The organism is Bradyrhizobium genosp. P (assembly GCF_049949265.1).
Classification (GTDB): Bacteria; Pseudomonadota; Alphaproteobacteria; order Rhizobiales; family Xanthobacteraceae; genus Bradyrhizobium.
Genome location: NZ_CP188195.1, coordinates 7,418,974 through 7,442,620 on the forward strand (window position 1 = coordinate 7,418,974; position 23,647 = coordinate 7,442,620).

Annotated in this window: 12 protein-coding genes and 1 tRNA gene; 6 read left to right on the forward strand and 7 right to left on the reverse strand. The window is 59.0% G+C overall.

Annotated elements, in window-relative coordinates:
* Positions 1-104: 104 nt before the first annotated feature.
* From ACP2YO_RS35615 to ACP2YO_RS35630, 4 genes are all read right to left on the reverse strand, one after another.
* The gene (locus ACP2YO_RS35615; protein ID WP_426435762.1) at positions 105-575 is read right to left on the reverse strand and encodes a helix-turn-helix domain-containing protein; all 471 of its coding nucleotides are present in this window, start codon (positions 573-575) and stop codon (positions 105-107) included.
* Between the two features lie 486 nt (positions 576-1,061).
* Positions 1,062-1,625: a winged helix-turn-helix transcriptional regulator gene (locus tag ACP2YO_RS35620; RefSeq protein WP_426435763.1), complete on the reverse strand. Its 564-nt coding sequence runs from the start codon at positions 1,623-1,625 to the stop codon at positions 1,062-1,064.
* Positions 1,626-1,679: 54 nt separating this feature from the next.
* Positions 1,680-2,942, reverse strand: coding sequence for a CaiB/BaiF CoA transferase family protein (locus tag ACP2YO_RS35625; RefSeq protein ID WP_426435764.1), 1,263 nt, complete (start codon positions 2,940-2,942; stop codon positions 1,680-1,682).
* Positions 2,943-2,944: 2 nt separating this feature from the next.
* Complete coding sequence (locus ACP2YO_RS35630; protein WP_426435765.1) at positions 2,945-3,742, reverse strand: enoyl-CoA hydratase/isomerase family protein; 798 nt, start codon at positions 3,740-3,742, stop codon at positions 2,945-2,947.
* Between the two features lie 241 nt (positions 3,743-3,983).
* Here ACP2YO_RS35630 and ACP2YO_RS35635 point away from each other — a divergent pair, with 241 nt between their 5' ends.
* The gene (locus ACP2YO_RS35635) at positions 3,984-4,730 is read left to right on the forward strand and encodes an SDR family oxidoreductase (protein WP_426435766.1); all 747 of its coding nucleotides are present in this window, start codon (positions 3,984-3,986) and stop codon (positions 4,728-4,730) included.
* Positions 4,731-6,098: 1,368 nt separating this feature from the next.
* Positions 6,099-7,310: an ABC transporter substrate-binding protein gene (locus ACP2YO_RS35640; protein ID WP_426435767.1), complete on the forward strand. Its 1,212-nt coding sequence runs from the start codon at positions 6,099-6,101 to the stop codon at positions 7,308-7,310.
* Positions 7,311-7,400: 90 nt separating this feature from the next.
* Here the strand turns inward: ACP2YO_RS35640 and ACP2YO_RS35645 are convergent, their stop codons facing one another.
* Positions 7,401-8,369 carry a TAXI family TRAP transporter solute-binding subunit gene (locus ACP2YO_RS35645; RefSeq protein ID WP_426435768.1) on the reverse strand — a complete coding sequence of 323 codons (969 nt, stop codon included), beginning with the start codon at positions 8,367-8,369 and terminating at the stop codon, positions 7,401-7,403.
* Between the two features lie 107 nt (positions 8,370-8,476).
* On the opposite strand from ACP2YO_RS35645, the gene ACP2YO_RS35650 reads away from it, so the two are divergent.
* The 3 genes from ACP2YO_RS35650 to ACP2YO_RS35660 all read left to right on the forward strand — a co-directional run bounded on the left by ACP2YO_RS35650 (position 8,477) and on the right by ACP2YO_RS35660 (position 15,329).
* A complete protein-coding gene (locus ACP2YO_RS35650; protein WP_426443394.1) occupies positions 8,477-9,460 on the forward strand; it encodes a Bug family tripartite tricarboxylate transporter substrate binding protein in 984 nt (327 codons plus the stop codon).
* Between the two features lie 175 nt (positions 9,461-9,635).
* A tRNA-Ile gene (locus tag ACP2YO_RS35655) sits at positions 9,636-9,711 on the forward strand.
* Positions 9,712-11,648: 1,937 nt separating this feature from the next.
* Positions 11,649-15,329 (forward strand): SIR2 family NAD-dependent protein deacylase, encoded by a 3,681-nt coding sequence (locus tag ACP2YO_RS35660; RefSeq protein WP_426435769.1) that lies wholly within the window; start codon positions 11,649-11,651, stop codon positions 15,327-15,329.
* Positions 15,330-15,417: 88 nt separating this feature from the next.
* Here ACP2YO_RS35660 and ACP2YO_RS35665 read toward each other — a convergent pair whose 3' ends face one another.
* Together ACP2YO_RS35665 and ACP2YO_RS35670 are read right to left on the reverse strand one after the other, a co-directional pair.
* Entirely contained in the window at positions 15,418-16,335 is a 918-nt protein-coding gene (locus ACP2YO_RS35665; protein WP_426435770.1) for a nucleotidyl transferase AbiEii/AbiGii toxin family protein, read from the reverse strand.
* Positions 16,322-17,179: a type IV toxin-antitoxin system AbiEi family antitoxin domain-containing protein gene (locus ACP2YO_RS35670; RefSeq protein WP_426435771.1), complete on the reverse strand. Its 858-nt coding sequence runs from the start codon at positions 17,177-17,179 to the stop codon at positions 16,322-16,324. The genes ACP2YO_RS35665 and ACP2YO_RS35670 overlap by 14 nt, the downstream gene beginning before the upstream one ends.
* Before the next feature lie 165 nt (positions 17,180-17,344).
* Here ACP2YO_RS35670 and ACP2YO_RS35675 point away from each other — a divergent pair, with 165 nt between their 5' ends.
* Positions 17,345-22,552 carry a hypothetical protein gene (locus ACP2YO_RS35675; RefSeq protein WP_426435772.1) on the forward strand — a complete coding sequence of 1,736 codons (5,208 nt, stop codon included), beginning with the start codon at positions 17,345-17,347 and terminating at the stop codon, positions 22,550-22,552.
* Positions 22,553-23,647 lie beyond the last annotated feature (1,095 nt).

Consider the following 23,647-nt stretch of genomic DNA (forward strand, 5'->3'; position numbering starts at 1 on the left):
GATAGGACGGACCGGGAAAGCCCGCTTCCGACATCGCGCCATATCTTCGTAAAAGCGCCGAAATAGTTGCTGGCAATCCGGCGTTCGCAGTGGATTCTTCGTGATCAAGACCGGACGCGCTGCCGGAATGCGGACGGCGTTTCGCCGGTAGCCTTGCGGAAGCTTGTCGAGAAGTGCTGCGCGTGCCCGAAACCGGTGGCAAACGCGATGTCGGTGATGCTGTCGGCAGACCGGGAAAGCCGCTGCTTCGCCTCCTCGATGCGCAGGGCGAGGACGTATTTGTAGGGCGATGCGCCCGCGCTTTCCTGGAACGCACGCAAAAAGTGCCGTTTGCTCAGACCCGTTATACCCGAAAGCTCGTCAAGACAGATCGACTTCGAAAGGTTGGCCCTGACGAAATCTTTCAAACGGCGAAGGCTGGAATCCGGCAGCCCGCCTCTTGCACCGGCGCGTGGTTGATCCGAATGTTTGCCGCGGAGGCGTGCGATATGCGCGAGCGCCTGGATCGTCCATCCCTCGGCCATCATTTCGAACACATCGTCCGGGGTCATGGCTTCGCGTGCGAGTTCGGTCAATCCTCGCGCCAACGTATCGTGTCCGAACCCGATGATGGGCTCTGATATCTCCGCACCGAGGCGATCACTGCAAAGGGCGGGATTGAGGAACACGACGGTATAGTCGAGGGTGCGACCGACGTCCCATTCGCCGACGATCTCCGTCGATGCCGGAAAGATCGCGAGCCTGGACTTGCCATTGAACGGACGATCGACCTTTCGTCCATCCACCGTCGCCTGCAACCTCGCGGCCCCTTTGGAAAACAAGAAGAGCGACGGCTCAGGCTGACGGAAGTGCCAATGCATCCGTCCCTTTGTTTCCCTCCGCAACACCTCGAGCCGCATCGACCTGGTGTCGGTGATGGCCGATGATACAAGGTCGCCTCCGACGGAGCGGACAAATTGACTTGATTGACCCACAAAGACCTCCCGAAACCTCTGGCGTTTAGGCGATCAAGCGCTTTCCCGTCTTTCCGAGTAATGCAGCCGACTTGGAGGAATAGACCCTCATCTCTCGTCGTTGAAGCTGAGCCGCCTTGGCTTTCTCGGTGCATCGGGCGCGGATTGTCCGCTGAACCGTTTTCGGTTGAACGGTACGGCACCGGGGCCCGCAACAACTTCGATGTCTTCAATTTGCAATGGCTTGCCGGCGGCCGACAACACGGCAGGATATTCGATCTGTCGGCCGCTGCCCCGATCCCTGAAGACCACCTGTGCTCCATCAGGCTCGGCGAGCCAGTCATCACCCCATCTTTTCAGCGCAAGGTACGTGGGGAAAAAGTCTCTTCCCTTTTCAGTCAAGACATACTCATAGCGTCCGGCATGTTCCGGAAGCGGCACCCTGGTCATCATTCCGAGATCCACGAACTTCTTCAAACGCGCGCTGAGAATGTTCGAGGCGACGCCAAGATAGTATTGAAACTCGTCAAAGCGATGAGTGCCGTAATAGGCCTCCCGAAGCAGCAGGATCGACCAACGGTCGCCGACCACTTCCATGGCACGTGCGATCGAGCATTCCTTGTTCGAGGAACGCTGACGCCTCACTTTCGCATTTCGCACGTCACGCGCCATTCACGGCTCTCATCCTTTTGGCGGAAGTATCCCTCACCTGCACGGTCCTTGCGGTCAAGCTGCCTGATCCGGCGCCTCCGGCTTGACTGCGGCGGCGGTCTCCTGCGCCCGGCGATGCGCCACCAGCGCGCCAGCCTCAGTCAACCTTTGCAGATCCGCCTCGCTCAAGCCCAGTTCGCGAAACACTTCCTTGTTGTGTTCGCCCTGGAACGCCGGCGTTCCGATCGGCGTCAGTTCATCCCGGGAGAAGCGCCACGGGCGGCCCGGCAGACTGTATTCGCCGCCGCTTCGATCGGAAACAAGCTGGACGGCCCCCCAATAATCGCTCCACTCGGATTTCGCCAGTTCCTTGAGCGAGCGTATCTCGCCCATCGCGATCTTCGCTTCATCGAACTGCGCGTCGAGCGCGGCCATATCAGGGAATGTCATGATCCAGGACTGGATGATTTCGTGCAGCGCGCCAAAGTTCAGCCGCCTTGCCGCTGCGCTCGAAAACCGATGATCTTCCAGGAGATCGACGCGTCTCATCGCGCGAAGCCAGGAGGGAAAGGTTCGGCTTCCGACGATGCTGGTGGCGACGGTGAAGAACTCCCCCTCGGGGCCGGTAAAGAAAGAGCAATCGGTGGCACCGAGGATTGCAGGCTCGGCACCAATGTCATCGTCGGACAGATCGACATGGGCTCGCTCATTGACGGCCAGAAGCGTCGCCGCCATGGCGACGTCGATGTATTGTCCCTGCCCGGTCCTTTGCCGGCTATTCAGCGCCGCGAGAATGGCCAGAGCCGCCTGCAGGCCGGCATAAACATCGGCGTGCGACAGGCTGTCCGTGCGCGGTTCTTTCAACGCCTCGCCATAATGGCGCATGCTGTTTTCGGTAAAACCGGCCTCTGCCTGCACCGTCGGCGCATACGCCATCCGGCTGCGCCAGGGTCCGCCCTGGCCGTAACCGGTGATCGATGCGTAGATCAGCTTCGGATTGCGCTTCGAGAGAGTTTCGTAGTCGAGGCCGAAGAAGCCAAGCGTCCCGGCACGAAAATTCTCAACCACGACGTCGGCGGTATCGCAGAGCTTCAACGCCAGTTCCCGGGCACCGGAAACGTTCAGGTTGATGCTGACATTGCGCTTGCCGGCGTTCTGCTGTGCATAGTAGCCCGACATTCCGTCGGTCGACGGAAACGCGAAGCGCGAGACATCCGGGCTCGGCGGCTCGACCTTGATGACTTCGGCACCGAGATCCTGCAAGGTGCGCGCGCACAACGGGCCAGCAAGGACGCGGGAAAAATCGACGACACGAATTCCGCTGAGAGGACCACTCATGATCAGCGCCCCGCGAACTTGGCAAGACCGGGGCCATTCTTGCGGAACGAGGCAAGGCCGGCCTTCAGATCTTCCGATGCCCAGATCGGCACCTGCACACTCGCCATCGCTTCGTCGGCAGCACCCACACCTTCATTGACGGCAATATGAACCAGCTTCTTGGTCGCTGCGTGGGCAAGCGTTGGACCTTGCGCGAATTCCTCGGCGATCGCCATCGTGGCTTTCTCCAGCGATTCTTCCGGGACGGCCCGATTGATCAGACCCCAATTCTCCAGCGTCGACGCATCATACCGGCGCGCCAGCATGGACATTTCCTTGGCGCGGAGCGCGCCGATACGCTGGACCTGCCGCTGGATGCCGCCCAGCAGCGGGTGCAATCCAAGCGTCGCCTCCACCGAACCGATCTTGGCCGACGTCGCCGCGATGATGTAGTCGCAAGCGAGCGCCAGTTCGAGCCCGCCGCCAAGGCAGACACCATGCACACTCGCGATCAGCGGGATCGGCAGCAATTCCATGAAACGCAGAAACTCGACGCCGTTCAAGCGGCGGTTTTCCCCGCTCGGATCGCCACTGCCCTGCTCGACGCGCTTGTCAAAAATGTCGAGATCCGCGCCGGCGGAGAAATGACGAAGACCGCTACGCAGCACAATTGCGCGGCTGCCGGCTTTCTGGGCTTCATCGATGCTGTCGACGATCGCATTGATCAGTTTCGGTCCCAGCAAATTGTAAGGCCGGTACATCATCGTCAGAACGGAAATACCGCCGCGCTGCTCGCGCACGATCAGAGCATCCTCGGACACGACTTACCTCCCTTTTTTGCGACACAACGACTTTGCGTCGGCGCCTCTATGGTCGAGCTAAGACAAGTGACTTGCACTTTGCAAGTGATAAACCATGACCTCTCGGTAAATTGAATGATTGACATCATCCTTTGGGGCTATGCCAAACCGCCCGCCGAAAGTCGGCCACCGGCGCCATTGCTTGCGTCACGGAAGTCGCCATCTCTCTCGCACCGCAACCCACTCATGGCAGGATATCTTCATGGCCAAGCTCGACGGCAAGATCGCTCTCATCAGCGGAGGCACCACCGGTATCGGTGCGGAGACCGCCAAGCTCTTCCAATCCGAAGGCGCCACGGTCGTCGTGACCGGCTCCAGCGACCGCTCGGTGGAAGCCGCCAAGGCGACGCTGCCCGGAATAGAAGTATTGCTGTCGGACGCCGGTAACGTCGCCGCCACCAAGGTCCTCGTCGACCAGGTCAAGGCCAAACACGGCCGCATCGACGTCCTGTTCGTCAACGCCGGCATCGCCAAGTTCGCGCCGATCGCACAGGTCGATGAGGCCCTTTACGACAGCCAGTTCAATATCAACGTCAAGGGCGCGTTCTTTCTGATCAAGCACGCCATTCCAGTCATTCCGGACGGTGGCGCGATCATCCTGACGGCTTCGGTCGCCGGCGCGAATGGCGGCCTGGGCGGCGCCACGGTCTATGGTTCGACGAAGGCCGCGCTGCGCTCGTTCGGCCGCACCATCGCCAAGGAACTGACCCCGCGCGGCATCCGGGTCAATACGATCAGCCCCGGCCCGATCATCACGCCGATCCTCGACAAGGGCGGCCTGACACCGGCCCAGAAGGATGGCTTCATCGAGGGCGCCAAGACCCGCATTCCGCTCGGCCGCACCGGCACCGTCGCCGAGGTTGCCGCAGCAGCCCTCTACCTCGCCGCTGACGCCACCTACACCACCGGCGCCGAACTGTTCATCGATGGCGGCTTGATTGATTTGTAGGTCCTTGCGCCGCACGGCACGGTCGTCACGTCGATCAACCCGGGCCCGTCATCCCGCCGCTGCCGGCTAGGTGCGCCCGGCGGCGGTCTAAGGGCAATCACTGATTTGCCCGACAGCGCGAGGCGTCGGGATGCGGCGTCCTCAGAGCGGCGCGGATGGCACGATTCGGGCGAGCAGAGGCAGGTTCGATTGCCACAACATGCAATCGCGCGCCCGGGCAGGCTGCGAATACGACGCGAAACCCGATACCGCAACGCTGTCTGCTTCATGTCGCAAAATTTCTACAGTTACGTTCGCCGGCGACGCGATCGTCGTCGCGTTGAGCTCAGCCAGCGCACGATCTACGACGTCGAAGGCGAAAGTCTGGCTCGAAATTGTTTAGATGTGTAAATCGGCAAATAGGCGGGAAGAAAATACATCAAAACAAGAATCCAGCGTCGGTTCTGGATTTAATCAAAACTCGAAATCTGGCGCGATGCTCGCCGATGAGGCGTGATGCCCATTTTTCGCCCGTCGACCGAAGCCCTCCCTTGCGATCGAGAATTTTCTAGGCAGCATGCCAGGATTGCCTCCGAAACGGACCCGACGGGCAACTCGGCAAAACCTGTCAATCCCTTCTTTGAAAAATATTTCGGTTTATCGTAATGGCAGCTCAGTGCTATAGATTTACCCGTCCCACCCGATTGAGGGGCGAGCGCACGTCACGAACGCGCGGTGGGATGCGGTGGACGCCGATTGCGCAACAGACGAGTGCGCATGACGCGGACGGCGAAGTCGTGTGGTCCTGACGCTGCAATGCAGGCGGAAAGTCCGTGAGAAGCTGACGCTTCTCAGGGGCGACGGTGGCAACAAAGCGCTCACCGGGGAGAGCACGAAGGAAACCGTAACACCATCGCGCAGGGAAAGCCGGAGTTCCCGGTTACACCTGTGGTCCTACCCCGGTGCTTTCTGTTGCACCGGGCCCATGGGTGCGATCGGCACCCGGCTTTCCCTGCGCCCTCTACAAAGTAAGAGGGCAAACTAAATGCAAAACTCGGACAGATCATGTCGCGAGAATGCGAAGCCACATCCAAAGCTGTCATCGCCCGCCACCGGGTCGCGCGAATGCGCGCCCGATGACAGGCTCCAGCGGGCGATCCAGTACGCCGCGGCCCATCGGTTCAAGCACGACCGCCTCTGGAATACTGGGTCGCCCGGTCAGGCCGGGCGATGACACCGGGGATCGGGCCGGGAGGCGGCGCCATTAGACCGAAGGCGCGTTGACGCGGCTCCCCAAATGGTTGCAAAAGAAACCAATATGGCCGGGCCTCCAAGGGCCCGGGAGCAAGCAATAATCGGCCAATGCGCCAATCCAGGGAGGGAAACAGGATGATCGCCAGACGACTAGCCATGTTCGGGACGCTCGCAGCAACGCTGCTGGCCTCCTCGGCCGTATCAGCGCAGGTCTCCGACGACGTGGTCAAGATCGGCGTGCTGACCGACATGAACGGTCCGGCTTCGACGCCGACCGGACAGGGCTCCGTCACCGCTGCACAGATGGCGGTCGACGACTTTGGCGGCACGGTGCTGGGCAAGCCCGTCACGGTGATCGTCGGCGACCATCAGCTCAAGCCCGATATCGGCGCCGGCATCGCGCGACGCTGGTATGATGTCGAACAGGTCGATCTCATCGTCGATGTGCCGGTGTCCGCGGTCGGGCTCGCGGTGCAGAACATCGCCAACGAAAAGAAGAAGCTGTTCATCACGCACTCGACCGGCGCGACCGATTTCCATGGCAAGTTCTGCTCGCCCTACGCGATACATTGGGTGTTCGACACCAGGGCGCTCGCCGTCGGCACCGCGCAGGAAGTGGTGAAGCGCGGCGGCGACAGCTGGTTCTTCATCACCGACGATTATGCGTTCGGCCACTCGCTGGAAAAGGATGCTTCCGCCGTGGTGACGAAGAACGGCGGAAAGGTGCTGGGCGCGGTGCGGCCGCCGTTTGCGACGCCAGATCTGTCGTCCTTCATCCTGCAGGCGCAGGCCTCGAAGGCGAAGGTCATCGGGATTGCCGGCGGCCCGCCCAACAACACCAACGAGATCAAGACCGCCGGCGAATTCGGCGTCATGTCGGGCGGCCAGCAGATGGCGGCGCTGCTCGCGCTGATCACCGACGTGCACTCGATCGGTCTGTCGGCCGCGCAGGGCCTTCTGCTCACCACCTCGTTCTACTGGGATATGGATGACAAGACCCGCGAATGGTCGAAGCGCTATTTCGCCAAGATGAACCGGATGCCGACGATGTGGCAGGCGGGTGTCTACTCCTCCGTGATGGCGTACCTCACCGCGATCAAGGCGACCGGCACCGACGAGCCGCTAAAGGTCGCGGCCAAGATGCGCGAGACGCCGGTCGAGGATTTCTTCGCCCGCAACGGCAGACTGCGCGAGGACAATCTGATGGTGCACGACCTCTGGCTGGTGCAGGTCAAGACGCCGGCCGAGTCGAAATATCCGTGGGACTATTACAAGATCCTGGCCAAGATTTCGGGCGAGGACGCGTTCGGCCCGCCGGACCCGGCCTGCGCGATGGTCAAGAAGTAAGCGAATGGCGAATAGTAAGTGGCGAATAGCGGGCGACGAGTGACGAGCGGAAACAATTATTCGCGATTAGCTACTCCCTATTCGCCTGCTTCATTTCGCTACCCCGATCTCACGGAAAAATCTGAGCACGCCGGGGTGGATCAGGTTGATCTCAGGCGCCGCGGCGACGGTGTTCGCCGCCGTCGTTTCGCAGGCCTGCGCGAGCTTCTTGCAGAAGGTCGCCTCCGACCCGTGAAGCGTTTTCGCCAGCCGGTAGGCGACGTCGTCGGGCAGGCTGTCGCGCACCAGGATGTAGCTCCAGGAGCCAACCGAGGAGATCGCCTCGGTCTGCTTCGGATAGCTGCTCGCGGCGATCGTCAGTGGCTTGAGGAACGTATGCTTGGCGCGGATCTGCGCGATTTCGTCCGCGGTCGGTGCGATGAAGCGCGCACCGGTCGAGCTCTCGGCTATCCTGGTGAAGCCGGGCCAGCCGCTGCCGGCGCCCCACAACGCTGCGACGCGGCCATCCTGCACCATCGCCGGACCATCGCCGGCGTGATCGAGATAGATCGACTTGAAATCCTCGTCCTGCTTCAGCCCGATGCCATCGAGGATGTAGCGCGACAGGATCGGCAGGCCCGAGCCCTTGGCGCCGAAGGCTATCGGATGGCCGACCAGATCATGAATCGTCTTGTACGGGCTGTCGGCGCGGACCACGAACATCCCCGGGTTCGAATACATCGCGGTGAGGATCTTCAGCTTCGTCGCCGGTGGCCGGCCGATGCCCATGAAGGCCTCGTAGGACGGCTCGCCGGCAACGGTTGCGATATCGACGCTATCAGCCTCGAGCAGCGGGATGTTCTCGTTGGAGCCCTTGGTGTTGCGCGGCTCGATCGACAGCGTCGGATCGGCTGCGTTCATGACCTCGGCGAAGGCGTTGCCATAGAGCGGGAAGCCGCCGCCCGGCGTCGCCGTGGCGAAACTGATCGTGGTCTTCGACAAAGCGTTGCCCCCCTCTTGCGCCACCGCACTGCTCGCCAACAGCAACGCAACAGTGCAAATCATAACAGCGAATTTCATCTCGAGCCTCAAGCCGCATCCATGCAGGGCAGACTATCGTCGCACGGGCGGGGTCGTAGGCAAAGGCGTCGTTTTGTGAAACCATGCCGCGCAACGCTCACAAGAAAATGACGGGGGAGATGATGATCCGGTTGGTCCGTGCTGCGCTGCTTGGTCTGGTCTGCTGCGTCGCCTCCGTCACCACCTCGTCCGCGGCGGACTACCCGAACCGCCCGGTGCGCTGGCTGATCGGCTTTGCCGCCGGCGGCCCGGTCGACATCGTCGCGCGCATCATGAGCCAGTGGCTGTCGGATCGTCTCGGCCAGCAATTCGTGGTCGAGAACCGCGCAGGCTCCGGCGGCAATATCGCAGCCGCCGCTGCGATCAACTCGCCGGCAGACGGCTACACGCTGTTGTTCGTCGCGCCCAACAACGCGATCTCGGCCTCGCTCTACAAGAGGCTGCCGTACGATTTCCTGCGCGACACCACACCGGTTGCGAGCATCATGCAGCTCACCAACATGCTGGTGGTCGCCAACGCGATGCCGGTGAAGACCGTCCAGGAGTTCATCGACTACTGCAAGGCCAATCCGGGCAAGATCGCCTACGCCTCGTCCGGCAACGGCACCTCGGTGCACATGTCGGCCGAACTGTTCAAGGCGATGACCAAGTGCGACATGCAGCACGTGCCATACCGGGGCTCGGCCATCGCCTTCCCCGACATCATCTCCAACAAGGTGCAGCTGATCTTCGACAACCTGCCCTCGGCGCTGGAGCAGTCACGCGGCGGCAGCGTCCGCGCGCTCGGCGTCACGTCGCCGCAGCGCTGGCCCACATTGCCCGACGTGCCCGCGATCGCCGAGACGGTGCCGGGCTTTGAGTCGGTCGGCTTCTACGGCATCTCCGCCCCGAAAGGCACGCCGCCTGACATCGTCGACATCCTCAACAAGGCGGTCGGCGAGGCGCTGAAGGACCCGAAGCTCGTGGCCCGCCTCGCCGAGGTCGGCGGCATTGCGAAGCCGATGACGCCGGCCGAATTCGGCAGACTGGTTACCGACGAGACCGAGAAATGGCGGAAGGTGGTGGAGTTCGCGGGGGTATCGGTGGATTGAATCAGGCTTGGTGGATTTGAAACAAGTTTGGCCGAATGATTTTGATCGATCGCAGCAACGGCTGAGGCGGAATTTTTTCCGCTGCGTGATGCTGCGGCAGCATTGCCCGAACGCCGGTCACCCTGTAAACGATCCCGGCACCGTTGCCGGCCGCCATCCGCGGCCGCCCGCGGCGGGGCCTGTAGCTCAATGGTTAGAGCCGGCCGCTCATAACGGTCTGGTTGCAGGTTCGAGTCCTGCCGGGCCCACCAATGAGATCAATAGCTATCGGTTCGCAGCGGACCTGACTCCGATTCGCGCTAGCTGACTCTCGGTCCCGCTCTCACGTACAAGGTGGAAGTATCATACCTCTGATCGTCGTCTCCGTTCCGCAGCTTCAATGGTTAGAATTGACTGTACATAACCGTCTGATTTCAGGCTCGAATTCCCGTTCGGACGCATTGATCGCGACGACGACTGTGCGGACTACGAAAGAGTGACTCGATTCCCGAATAAGAGTGACTCGATTTCGTAAACTGTTGATTTGATTCGTCAAATCCGCCTGGATTTTTTCCACACTGATTCTGGGCGCGAAAAAAGAGAGGGGTGTTTTCAGAAACGCGCCGGTCGGCGTAGCACCACAGCCGGAGATCCGGACCGGTCGAATCGGGTCTTCTGCGGCACGGCGGTCGGCAAGTCTGCCCGCTCGCGCGAGCACGTCATTCCGATGTGGCTGCAGCGAGCCACTGGAGATCCCCATCGAAAGATCAAGATCGAGAGCGCCCCATAGCGACCGTTCCAGACCTCACGGGATTGAAAATTTGTACGTCGCCCGACGGTCGCGGAATTAATCGGGCATGCCCTGGTGCGGCAAGCCCCGCTTCGTTCTTCTGGTATTGGACCGGTCCCGTCAACCGGGAGGCTGCCGGCGCGTCCGGCCAGCAATTCAAGACGGCGCTGGTCTATTGCGTGAACTGCCACCACAACGTGTTGGACGCCATTAAAGTTTGGACTGCTGCCACCCAGGCTGGACGCAGCTCCACATATGTCTGGACTGGTGGAACGAAAGCCCTCCCTCCTCACGCGGCTTCAATGGCTAGGGCTGGCCTTACTGGCTTCTCGCTGCCCCTGCCGCGGCGACCGCACCAGATACGTGCACCTTTCTTTCATGCGCAGGTTCGCGCACCACAACGATTTGACGATGATGAGGCAGTCGGTTCGCCAGATCCGCAAGTGTTCATCCGAATGCTCGAAGGAGACTGCGACTGTGCATGCTCATCTAGCCAGTTGAGGACGTCGGCGCAAGCGAGTTTGTCAGGTCCAAGAAAGCGCGTCTCGATAAGCCGGCCATCATGAATGAGCTCGTTACGCGTGTTCTTGAAGGCGGGTGGAAGCACGCGGACGTCGATGCGTTGCGCCGCATCCTCAAGGCCGTCATAGAAAGGAAGGTTGCGGCTCTGGCGGTCGCCTCCGTGGCGACGATCACCTATTGCAGGGTCGTGGCCCTTTGATAGAGGTTCTCAAGGGACCAGCAGGCCAGCGCGTCGAGCCAGTGATGAACCAGCGGGCGTGCCTTCTCGACTCGGCCGGCCTTCGGCCATGCGACGCTTCTCAGCAGGGAGCAAGAGCCTCTTGCGGCTTCGAATCGGCTGCACTGAAATCCATCCGGCAGCCGGGCGCCTCTCCGTGGAAATGGAAGAACGGCGTACGCCTAAGCGCATCGCTCCCCTAAAGATGACAACCGGGCAGCGTGGGCATAGCGACCCCAAAGGACACGCGGGACGAGGCAGCGGCGAGACCGGTTAAATGCGGCACCCGGGAACGGGCAGTGATAGCGGTCGCAAGGCGAGCCCCTTTCCCGAGTGTCCCCGGCGAGAAACACATCAGATCTTGCGCGATGGATCGTGACCCGGATGGGTCGAGGCACAGACTCGACAAGCACGGCCTGTAGAACCCGGTCCGCGGTCGTGGACGCGCCGTCCAAATCACCATCTTTCTATTCCTGGCCGGTGCGCGTGTATGTCCTTCTCCGCGCTTTGTGCACCGCTCTCGGCTGAATGGCGCAGGTGCGTTGTGCTCACTCCCGACTTTGCGCAGGCGTATTGACCGTTTCTGGCCTGGTCGAACTGACCGACTAGGCGCTTAGCGAAACACTTGCAAACGGAGCGCCGGCATGAAATTAACCGTTGAAATTGTATTTTAGGCCACCATGGTTGTACAAACTTACAATATTGCCGAACTTCCCGATTATCTTGCCTTCCAACAGCTGGCTCGTGCGTTGTGGCGCAACGGCTCTGTTCGCGGCGCCTCAGTCTTGGTTGGCGCGGGGCTCAGCAAGAATGCGGAACGGCCTGGCGAAGATACGCCAGAACCGCCGTTGTGGTCCGAACTAATGACGGAAATGGTCGAACGGCTTTATCCGCATGATAAGAAGAAGACTCCGAGTAACCCTCTGCGCATTGCCGAGGAATATCGAACCTATTTTGGTCAGGCAGGACTCGACGACTTTCTGCGGACACGGTTCCCGGACAAGTCGTGGATCCCGGGACTGCTACATGGCGCTCTGCTGAGCTTGCCGTGGGGCGACGTACTCACGACCAACTGGGACACGCTCCTCGAACGTGCCGAACACGCCAGCGACCAATCCTATGAAGTCGTACGAACGGAAGCCGATCTCACGTACGCCCGATCGCCGCGCATCGTGAAATTGCACGGAACGATCGGCGATCCTGGCCCGCTGATCTTTGCAGAAGAGGATTATCGGACATATCCCGTGAAACATGCGGCGTTTGTCAATCTCGCGCGCCAAATCTTTATCGAGAACGAACTATGCTTGGTTGGGTTCTCCGGCGACGATCCAAACTTCCTACAATGGGCCGGCTGGGTACGCGATCATCTTGGAGGCAGCGCACGTCGCATTTATCTCGCGGGCAACCTGCGTTTGGAACGAGCGACCAGAAAATACTTGGAAGCTCATAACATTGCTCCGATCGATTTTGCGCCTCTCGTGGAAAAGCTGGCGCCGGATCTTCAGCATGCCGCTGCAACTCGGATTTTTATCGACGAGCTCAGCAAAGCGAAACCGCCTCTACAGAATGAGTGGAAGTTGACCCCCAACAGTCAGTTCCCATTCATGAAAGCAGGCGGCGATGCTCATCAACGTGTTCACAAAGATAACGAATTTGCTGCCGGCCTTTTGAAAGAGACAATCCCGTTACTTAGGGCTGACCGAGAAAACTATCCGGGATGGCTAGTTTGTCCAATTCGACACCGCCGATCGATAGCTCACGCAGGTGAAACAAATTGGTTGGTGCGGAAGCCGGTGCTCGATCTCTTGGAGCCCAAGTTTCGCGCCGAAGCTCTATTTGAGATTCTGTGGCGCCGTACCGTTGCGTTTGCTCCTTTAGACATACGCCTTGCCGATGCGCTCGCTGAAATTGTCGACAATGAATCGGCAGAGATCGACCCCAATCTGTGCCTGCAGTTCGCCTTGGCGCTTATGCGTGACGCACGCGTGTCGCGCGATGAGGCTGGCTTGACGCGGTGGGCAGCGGTCATTGAATCCAGCGCTGCTGCCGACGCGACTGTACGGCAAGAGGCAGAGTATCAATGGTGCTTGCGCGCGCGTGATCGGATGGATTTCACCACGCTGGCTACGCGCCTTGTTAAGTTGACGCCAGAAGACCCGATTTGGAAGTTGCGCCGCGCCGCCTTGCATACCGAGCTCGGCGAGTACGCAAAAGCTACAAAGCTGATCAAAGATGCAACGGCGGAACTTGAACGCCGCCACAGGCTCGATCGCAATTCATTGGTAGTCAAATCGCATTTGGCCTGGGCAAGTTGGATCAACAGGGCGTGCGATATGTGGGATACCATCGGTCGGGCCGACCGTCCACCTCTCCCTAGAAACTTCAAGCAACTCGACATTGACCCTCGGAGAGAGATTGAGCATATCGAAAATCAGGCTGCCGAGATCGTGAAGAAGCGCGGCGAAGACGCCGTGGCAGTTCAGCCGGCATTTGAGCCCGGCCATTATCGCGAGGGATCCGCGACGATACACATGGGTTCGGACCCGGGTGTCGAATTGCTCTATGAGCTCGACCAGCTCATTGAACATACCGGCCTACCTCTCCGGATCAATCGAGTTGATCTTTGTGCGTCGGTAGCACGTTCTGTCGTTGAGGCTGCGCCTCAAGTCGATCCGGAATGGTACGTCTGGCTTTTCCGCGCGTTGCAGTCTCATTCCGACAAATCATTCGAGCGGCATTTCAGTCGGATCGCGACAGCACGAATACCCGTTGCAACAGTCTCAACGCTTCTTTCGACCGTCGACGCTGCCGTCACGTTGTGGACTTTCCGGGTCAAGGAAGCGCGTAGCCCCGAGCTTCGGAACGATCTTGACTACGCGATCGATGCGCTACGCCTGATGCTGATGATCCTATCGCGCCTGACGGTTCGGATGACCCCGGATCAGGCAGCTCAAGCATTGCGTAAAGCGATCGAACTGGCGAAAGAGCCTCTCGTCACGCACCCCTGGCTGGTTGAGGCCATCGGAGAATTGGCGAAGTACGCCGTTAAAGCTATCCCTCCTGCACAGCGAGGCGCCTTCGCATTGACCGTGCTCGAGTTTCCGCTGCCTTCGGAGAAAGGTGTTGGTCAGAACCATCGCTGGCCGCAGGTTGTTTTTGACATTTGGAATGTACCGCCAACTCGGGAGGCTAGCGATACCCGTTGGGATCGTCGTTTGGACCAACTCTTGGCTCTCGCACAGAAGGGCAGCAGCGACAGGGAGCAAGCCATTTCGCAGCTCGCCTATCTCGCCGTCAGAGGGGCACTCAGGCCTGACGAAACGACAGCGTTTGGAAACGCCCTTTGGTCAGATCTCGATGCGCAAGAGGCTGGCCTTCCCGCAAATACGGTCTTGAATCCCGGTGCGTTTCTGCGGCTACCTGCGATGGAAGGTATTGATAGACAAGCGAGGGTGTCGGCTCGGCTGCTTGACACGAATTTGCGCGAAGTCATGCGGCTGTCAGCGCAGATTGACACCCGCGAATTGAGCCAGAAGACTAATCATTTTGCGTCAATCGCTAATGCCGTACAGTTCGGCCTCGTCATACCCTCCGATCAGGCGGCGGAAATGTTTGACGAGATCGTTGCTTGGGAGCTCCAGCAGGTAAAGGACAACAGAGATCCGTTCGCCATATCATTTGCCAAGAGTTTCAACGATACCATTCGGCTAGCGGCGGGCAATTTGTTGACCGTTGCCGTAGTGCCCGCCATGCGCGCCGACCAACGGACAGTCGCGCGGGCGGAAGCCCTTATCGCTTTCATTCGACGCGCGCAGTCTTGGAGCAGCATGCAGGCGTTACCGCACTTTCTTCCGTCTGCGGCAGAGCTTACGACTGATGTGATTTCCGTCGTTCGTGCGGGATTGTTGGGTCCAGATTCCCAGCAAGTGGGGAACGCAGCCGAGGCCATCGTCGGCTGGGCCGAATTGGTCCGCAGCGGCGCACTTCCTCAGTTGCCGCAAGCTCTGGTCGAACGGCTTGTAGCAACGATCGAGGTACGTCGTTCGATTGGCCTCACAGCTATGCTCGCTGCGGCGCTCAAGCTCCTGAACCTTGAGTTCCTTGGAAAAGATGACATTAAGCGCCTGATGGAAACGATCTCAGAAATTCGCGGCGTGCGTTACGAGGATATCGCACTCAATACTATGGAGGCTGTCTCCGCGTCCCTTGTGCGCGCAGAGTGCGTGAAATTAGCCGCGGCGTTAAAGGAGCGCGTTGCGGACGACGGATCATTGCAGGCTTGGATTGATGAAGCGAAAAACGATCCGTTACCAGAAGTCCGGTTTAGCCTGACGGAGCCCAGCCAAGACGACACAGAATGAGTGGCCGATACATCGATCTCCAAATCTCCGGTAATCCAAGATCGAAGGAAATATCGACGCCGCGACCTCGCCTGGTGGAGCCAAAGCGCTACACCTTTTCTGATAAGACCTCTTCAAGCCTAGCGACGAGAATGGCTCGCTTGTTCGCGGACAGCTTATCCAGATTCTGCTGACGCCAACGCACGGCAGGTAGGTCTGCGGCGCCAGGCACGCCTAGCAAGTCCCAGTCGGGCTGACCTTTTTCAAAGGAGATGAGAAATTTACGGTGATCGTCGGGCATATCGCCGACGATGGATTTTATTAGCGTCGCTCTCGCAGCGAGCAGATCGGCGAGTTCGACGGGATCGCGGGCCATGCCCGCAAAGCCATGCTTGAACGCATCCTCGATATTCTTGAGCGTTGGCGCCAGCACTTCCGACATCGGCCGGTCATGGCTGAGCAGGTAGACGATGAACGCCTTGCGTAAGGCGTCGCTGATGCCTTCGTTTGCAATGAGATCGCGCACATCAAAAAGGTCGCGCGGGTGCTGACGGTCGAGGGCTGCAACAATCTTGCCGCCATAGAGATCTTCGAAGGACACGGTTCGTGCCTCAGCAAACCCAAACTCCTCTTCAACAGTTGGCTTAACCTGAATGATTGCTGGCTCGAAGACACAGCCACGTAGGACAGGCGTCACTTCAATCTTGATCTGTACGCCTTGTGAGCGAACGATCAATTTGACCACAGTATTTTCGATCTTGCTTTCGGTAACCTGCGCATCTGGAATTTTGGTTTTGATGTTACCGACGATGCGTTTCATGGCGGCGTTGATATCGGCTAATGATTCCGGACGCGGTGCTACGGGCAAGTAGGTGAGGTCGATATCGACGGACAGACGCGGCAGATCTCGGACGAACAAGTTGATCGCGGTGCCGCCTTTGAGAGCGAAACAAGCTTCGTCCGTAACGAAGGGAAGCACGCGAATGAGCAGGGCGACTTGCCTCTTGTAGATATCAGCGAACGCCATTCAAATCCTCAGGCACTGTTATTTGGTAGGTGGGATCGAGAACACCGCCTTTGACAAGCATACGCTTGCCGCTGCCAAGATCGACATTCTCTTTCTTGACGTGCTTGAGCCACGGATGCTTATGCCGATCGGCGAAGAAGAAAAATAATCGCTTCACCTTAACGCTGGTGCAGTCATTCAATAATTTCTGCAAGCGTTTTGGCCGCAGATTGCTGAGGCCGCCAAACAAGGCATCAACCTGATCGAAGTTCTCGTGACGTGGCAGTTCGTCGAGCAACTCAAGAACCGCACGCTCGGGCGTTGATAGTGTTAAGGGCCAATCCCACTGACCCCAGGCAAGCTCTGTGACCTCGCCGCCACGAAAGCTCGTCTCGTCGCGGGCCTCGCCTTTTTCGACGTTCCATCTGAGGCTACCCAGCCCCTTGGTCACCGGCTCGTTTTTGAAGAGCCGTTGGTCATTGTGATAGACGAAGCGGACCTTGAGCGGCAGCTTCGCGACCCAGCTCGGCGGAGCCTTTGGGCCATACAAATGGACAGTCGTGGCCGACGACTGCGCGAGGTAGTGAGCGTAGCCCTGCAGTTCGAGCGCCGTACGACCGCCTACAACAAGCGGTGAGTAATTGAGGATGGTCTGGAGCGAGATCACGACTTGTTGCCAGCTCAAGGTCCCGCGGGGCCGACGAAACACACTGCGGGCGGGTTGCTCAAGCCAGCCTGATTTCACGTACAGATGTTGGAGCTGCGGCGAGTAGCCCTGAGCTGTAAGCCATGCAGCATCCACAAGCATTCCCTCGGGAAGCTTGTTGGCGAGCTGGTTTAAAAGTCCTCCTCTTTCTCTATTCATAATTTATTAATATAGCATATTTGGAAACCAGCCGCCAGTTTGAAAATATCCAATAAAATCAATTCACAGTTTAGTTTTATAGACAAATGTAAACCAGTTCTTTGGACCTGTTGACGCCGCCTGAGCAAATATTGCTTCTCGAACAAATACGGAACAAAATGCTATATGACTCAGGAATCATATGAACCAGCCCAAATCGCAGCTCCGTCGGCGACGGGCAATGCCGGGGCTCAGTTCGAGGCCAAGGTTGGTGCATTCTATGTTCTGGCTCTGCTTTCCGGCGGCGAGCCGCGTGGCCTGCCGGGCGCGATCGTGCGCAATGTCGCCTTTCAGCAGCGGGTCGCCGAACATCCTCTCGACGATGTGGTCATCAAGGCAGTCAATCGCGATGGTTCGTCAGCAACGCTCGAGATTCAGGTCAAACGCACCCTCACCTTCACTGCCTCGGATACGGAATTCCGCGAGGTGGTCGGACAAATCTGGGAAGCGGCGAAGAAGCATGACTTCGAGACGAGCCGTTACGAGCTTGCGGTAGCGATCGCGCGTACGACCACTCGCATCGAGCACGAGTGCCAGGAAGTCCTGCACTGGTCGCGCCAGCTCCCCGATAGCATAACCTTTGCGACGCGTATCGGCAGACCCACATTCGCATCGAAAGGGATGCGTAGCTTCGTCGCTGTCTTCCGCGCCAATCTTGCATTGGTCGGCGCGCCGACGGATGACCAAACGGTTTGGCGCCTGCTTCGCCGACTTCAGATTCTGGTCTTTGATTTCGAGTCAGCGGGCTCCGACTACGACCATCGAGCCCGCGAGCATTTGCGCTGGATTCTTCCTCCCGATCAGGCAGACCGCACCAACGAGCTCTGGTTGATAATCATCGATCAAGTGGGTGCAACCGCCCGCGCGGCTGGCTCAATGGATCGGGCCACGGTCGTTAAGATGCTTGAGCAGCAGCATGGAGTTCGCTGCACGCCGCATGGCTATGTGCGTCCGGCCTATGAACGTCTAGCGGAAGCTGCCGAGCAGGCGCTCGATGAAATAGATGAAACCGTTGGCGGTGCCCGTCTTGCGCGCAATGGGCTGATCGATGAAGCGCACAATCTCCTCCAACAGCATCGGGTGATGCTGATCGAAGGCCGGCCCGGCGTCGGCAAATCCGCCGTCATGAAACACCTAGCGGCTCGTCTGCAACCGGAGAGTTGCATCCTGGTTCTGCGCCGCGGCAGGATTATTCCAGGCGGCTGGTCAGTGATGGCTCACACGATCGGCTGGTCCGGCTCTCAGGCGGACCTGTTCAATGAGCTTGGGACCGGTGGCGGGGCGATCCTATTCGTCGACAATATCGACCAGATCGACGATCATGGCGAATGGACCACAGTAACCGATCTGCTGTCGCAAGCAAGCCGGAGTCAGGGCTGGCGTGTCGTCGCAACGTGCGGTGTCGAAAGCGATGACTGGAAAACGAAACTTCCTGCACGCGTAAGAGCTGCCGGTATCGGCAGTTTGGCGGTCGAGGCCTTGTCGGATGAGGAAAAAGCCGAGCTATCGTCGCAGAACACAGCACTGGCCCTGATCTTGGCCGACGGCCATCCGGCCAAGGGCATCGCCGAAAACCTTTTCTATCTCTCGCGCATGGTCGAACTCGGCGTCGGGCAGGACGCCAGCATTGCAACCGAACTTGATCTCGCGCGTTTGTGGTGGCGTTACGGAGGTGGACGCTCCGAGGACGACCGGCGATTTGCGCGCTTGAAGCTTCTCCGCACGCTCGGCGCGCATGTGATCTCGAACCCGTCTCAGGCGACTTTCAATGTCGACAGTCTCGATTCTGCGACCGCGGTTGAATTGCTGCGCCTTGAAAGCCTGCGCGAAGAGATCAAGGGCGCAAGCGTAACCTTTCGACACGATGTTCTTCGTGACTGGACGATTGGATTTCAGGTGCACGAAGACACGAGCCTCCTTGCAGCACAACCGATGGAACGGCCATTGCCAGCTGTCCTAGCCCGAGGCCTGGAGATCGCGGCACGGCTGGCGTTGGCCGATGATCCGACAGGACAGCGCTGGCTGGCGCTCCTTGCCATCGCGGAGCGCGAAGGCAGTCATGGAAGCTGGAAGCGGCCGATCTTGCTCGCACTTCCGCGCTCAGAAGATGCCTTGACATATTATGTCGCCTTGGCACCGATCCTACTTGATGCAGGTGGGCGCCGTCTGCGCGAAATTATCCGGCTGATGATCGCGGTCGAGTCCGAACCTCTCGCTGCTCTAATCGCACGCATCAGGCCGGATATTCCTATCCCGGCCGGCGCTGGCGACCTTATCGCGCCGAAAGGCCCCGGTTGGATTTCGCTCGTGGTCTGGCTGACGATCTCGGCCAAGTCTCTGCCGACCGAACTCATTCCGGACGCCGTCAAAGTTTTCCAGGCCTGGTTGATGACGACGCAAGGCCATAATTATCAAATCAACGCTCAGATTGCCGAAAATCTCTTTGATTGGCTCGCGCTGGTCGAGTCCCATCTGACGCACCGCGTCTACAGGGACATCAGCGAGGTTCCGCCAAGTCTCAATATTGATCATCTGGATGATGTGCGCGGCGAAATCCGGATGATCGTGTTCACTTACGCCAACCTGAATCGGGCTGCGGCGGAACGCTATCTCTCCCACATAAATTCAGAAGCGATCCGCTATCATGATCAGCAAACTCTTCTCAAATCACCCGGAACGCTGTCCGAGGCGGCGCCAGGGCCGTACGCAGACTTTGTGCTGGCAGCGTTGATTGAGAAGGATCATCCGGACAGTTATCATTCGCGGCGCCGTGACTACGGGCCGTTCGAAGTACATGAGCATGTTTTTCTGGATATGCCACCCGATGGTGGCCCGTTTCTCACTGTCCTGAACAGCTCTCGCGCTGACGGATTGCGGCTCGTGCGAGAGCTCGTCGAGCACGCGACGAACTGGCGCCGTGAGCAATACCAGCAACAGCGAGTACTGTTTCCGCAGGTCAAGATTTCATTTCCTGGCGATGAGAAGACCTTCGAGGGCGATCTGACGGTCTATCGCTGGGCGCGTGCCACGGGTCCCTCTTTGATCACAGCCACGGCGTTGAGAGCAATTGAAGCCTGGGGCCATCTTCAGATTGAAGCAGGGCGTTCATTCGACGATGTGCTGCAAGATGTTTTTGGTCCCAGCGGCTCAAGTGTTGCATTTCTCTCCGTGGCGATTGACCTCGCCCTGTCGCATTGGTCGGCTGCCGCTGACGCGGCTTGGCCTCTGGTGGCCAGTCCACGACTGCTGCAGTTTGATGAAGACCGCTTCAGGCACGACATCGCCGGCATCAATCGTCCCGCGCGAGCGATAAGCCAGCAAAATACGTCCACTATTCGCGTGGATCTCAACGCGCGGCCTTCTCGTCGCACACGCTTGTTAGACGGGATCGGGCGCTATGTTTTCGGTGAGGACACTGCGACACTCACACGTCTTCGAGCCACTCTCGAACAAGCTCGAGACGAACTTAACAACGAGGTCAAGGACAACCAAAATCAAGTCGGCGAGTTGCGCGCGACGGCTGCCCGCGCCATTCGGATGACGGATGCGGCGAACTGGGAATCTGTGACGCGCACCTTGCAGGACGGTACGCAGGTTGATGCCTATCAGTTCAAGGAAGCTCCTGAAGAACAGCAGGAACGGGAAGACCAGGCTACACGCGCAAGCGCCGGTCTTCAGCGTATGAATATCCGGCTTCGCATACAGTCCGCTCTTCTTGAACCCGGTCAATCAACTCCGGAACTGGTGGGAGCAGCGCATGATTGGGCAAAAGACCGGCCCTCGGAACCTCAATCGACGTCAGAAGATGAGGACGACAACTACGACGCCGAATGGGACCGGAGAGCCGTGGTGATGGCTGCGGCACTCGTCGCACGTGATTATGAGGCCGCAGATCGTGCCGATGTGATGAGCTGGGCAGTACCCATCTTGCTGACCGCATCAACTCAACGGGCCAGAGAATACCATGGCAATCAAATCGAATACAATACGACGGCGATCGCAACGCTGGGATTCGTATCCATTTTTCTGAGGGACGAAGATAAAACAACGCGGGGTCATGTCCTGCGCGCTGCGGGACACGACCACCCCGCTGTGCTGGAAGCACTCGGCCAAAATCTGCAACGTCTCGGCCAGATCGACGATCGGCTTCCGCGATCGATTGCACGTGTCATCTTGATCCGTGCTGTCTATCCTCGCCGGGGCTTGAGTGTCGAGCAACAAAAAGAAAATGACCGTCGTCATCGCGAGATGGTCGACGCCGCCATCGACACCGAACTGCACTGGCTCGACGGAGAAGGTGGTGAGCCGGCATGGCCCGCGTTAGCGTCCTGGCGAACAAGACTTCGGCGCGGTATTCGCCTCGGAGACGACGAGTATATCGAAGACGATGATCTGGAAGATGAGCTGCCGAGCCATATTGTCGACGAGAGAGCGACAGGTACACTTGTTCACCACCTCATCCGCTTTGCGATCGGCGACCCACCAGTCTGGGTGAAGGATCTGGCCGTTCACTTCATGGCGTGGACCGACGAAGCAAATGGTCCGCATGGCAAAGACGTGCGTGAGCGCGACCATCGGCCGGACACTTGGAATATCAACTTTTTCGATTTTGTCGGGATTTTGAGCGTCGCGCTGCCGCATTCGGAGGTCGTCGATTTGTTCTTGAATCGCATCGTGACATTCAATGACGAGGCGTTCCATGATGTAATGGCATCGTTCCTTCGCGGCTATGACCGAGCAACAATAGCAACAGATACCCGGGAGCCCGAAAATCCCGGCGCAGTCCGCGCTCTACTTGCTGACCGCCTCAAACGCGGCTGGAATTATAGGCGGCTTGGACGTGAAAAAGGGTTCAGCAGCGAAACTCACGCGGGCGATGCACTGCATGCGATGTTCTATCAGGCCTCGCGTTGGGCAAATAGCGAACGCCCAACGATCCCCGTCAATTGGTCAGGCTTACAGGTAACCATTGCAACGTTGACCGATGTTGTTGTCGGCGTGCCGTCGTCTGGTTATGTCGCGGGCCTATTTCTGAACTTGGTTGAATCTTCGCACGATAAAATTCTTATCCCGTTCGTGATCCAGGCGATGGAGGCTTGGTGCTCGGCCTACGGCGTTGACCGGAATTTCTGGGCAGAGAAGAATATTGGCAGCCGCATTTGCACCTGGTTCGATGCAGCTTTGGCGAAAGATTCCACGGTGCATGACGCTCTGACTGAGCGGGCGGACCAACTTTTCAAATGCCTTGATATTCTTGTTCAGTCGGGCGTTGCGCAAGCGCGCATTCTTGAGGAGAAGATCGGCAAGGCTGGCGACGGCCGCAAAACCGGCTAGCTAGTCGACATTCCATCCACGTTCGAAGGTCCAATCCACTTCGAAGGGGAAGCCGCCCATAGAATGCGACGGGCGTGTCAGCCACGAACGTCTCTAACCAGTCGAGGTCCTTGCCGACCATTCGCGCACCTCGCTACCGACGTGGCGTTCGCCCACCGAATCGCAATTCCCGCCCTACTCTCTCAAAACAACGATTAATTCAGATAGCTAAATAGCTCGTGTTTTGTTCTCGTTCCGGGCGTCTTGGTACTGTTGAGGTGTATAATGACGCGCTTCGGTTTGAACTGGCGGGCTATGACGGCCGAAGCCTTCCCGGACCTCTTTCATCCGCAGAAGGCACTGGTGGCGACCTCCTCCTTTGTCGACGCCGATCCTGGCTCTCCTTGGGGCCAAGGAGGAATGATGGCTCATGCCCAAGATTGGCGAGCCGAGTTCATGCGGGCGCATGCTTGCCTCTTCGAGACCGCTACCTATGAGACACGGCATGCACCCGGCCAACGCTGTTCGAAGAAGGTTGGCGCGAAGTGCTGGAGCGACTCTGCCTCCGCATCGAAGCCCCTCTACGGGAGCATGAGACATTCCATTGGGTCCGTATAAAGCAAAAATTCGGAATCGGTCGCTTCGCTTCGATTGGGTCGGCAAGGTCTCGGACGAGACGAGGCTTCGGATCGTTCGCTCCGTCGATCTTGCCGTCGCGTGTTCCCGCGAAATCTGCGCGAGCGTCGGTCATCTGTACAACAGCCGTGGCTTGCTCGCTATGCACTGCACCGATCACGCCGCCGGCGATCCGGTACCCGTCGAGGCCAGCCGCGAGAACGTTCGCCGTTACCGCCGCACCCTGGGCTGTGAATAAGCTCCGAAGCGGGACCCCTGCCGAAACCGCGCCAACCAATTGAATCAGCTAAGGAAGCCAGCAGCGTGATGGGGTCCCGATCGGCGCCGATCGGGACCCCATCTCAAAGGAAATTCCTCGCGAAGTATCAATGCATTGAGGCTGATCAGGGCGGGGTCCCACTTCGGTGCTTGTCCACATTGTAACTTGCGCGACGCTTCGATGCCGCGGGCTACAACGTTCAGTTCAGTAGGATTTTGGCT

Bases quoted from the DNA above. Each gene is read 5' to 3' on its own strand.
- ACP2YO_RS35645 (WP_426435768.1), bottom strand. From the start codon at position 8,369: ATGAAATTCGCTGTTATGATTTGCACTGTTGCGTTGCTGTTGGCGAGC.
- ACP2YO_RS35620 (WP_426435763.1), bottom strand. From the start codon at position 1,625: ATGGCGCGTGACGTGCGAAATGCGAAAGTGAGGCGTCAGCGTTCCTCG.
- ACP2YO_RS35670 (WP_426435771.1), bottom strand. From the start codon at position 17,179: ATGAATAGAGAAAGAGGAGGACTTTTAAACCAGCTCGCCAACAAGCTT.
- ACP2YO_RS35675 (WP_426435772.1), top strand. From the start codon at position 17,345: ATGACTCAGGAATCATATGAACCAGCCCAAATCGCAGCTCCGTCGGCG.
- ACP2YO_RS35665 (WP_426435770.1), bottom strand. From the start codon at position 16,335: ATGGCGTTCGCTGATATCTACAAGAGGCAAGTCGCCCTGCTCATTCGC.
- ACP2YO_RS35625 (WP_426435764.1), bottom strand. From the start codon at position 2,942: ATGAGTGGTCCTCTCAGCGGAATTCGTGTCGTCGATTTTTCCCGCGTC.
- ACP2YO_RS35640 (WP_426435767.1), top strand. From the start codon at position 6,099: ATGATCGCCAGACGACTAGCCATGTTCGGGACGCTCGCAGCAACGCTG.
- ACP2YO_RS35635 (WP_426435766.1), top strand. From the start codon at position 3,984: ATGGCCAAGCTCGACGGCAAGATCGCTCTCATCAGCGGAGGCACCACC.
- ACP2YO_RS35660 (WP_426435769.1), top strand. From the start codon at position 11,649: ATGGTTGTACAAACTTACAATATTGCCGAACTTCCCGATTATCTTGCC.
- ACP2YO_RS35650 (WP_426443394.1), top strand. From the start codon at position 8,477: ATGACGGGGGAGATGATGATCCGGTTGGTCCGTGCTGCGCTGCTTGGT.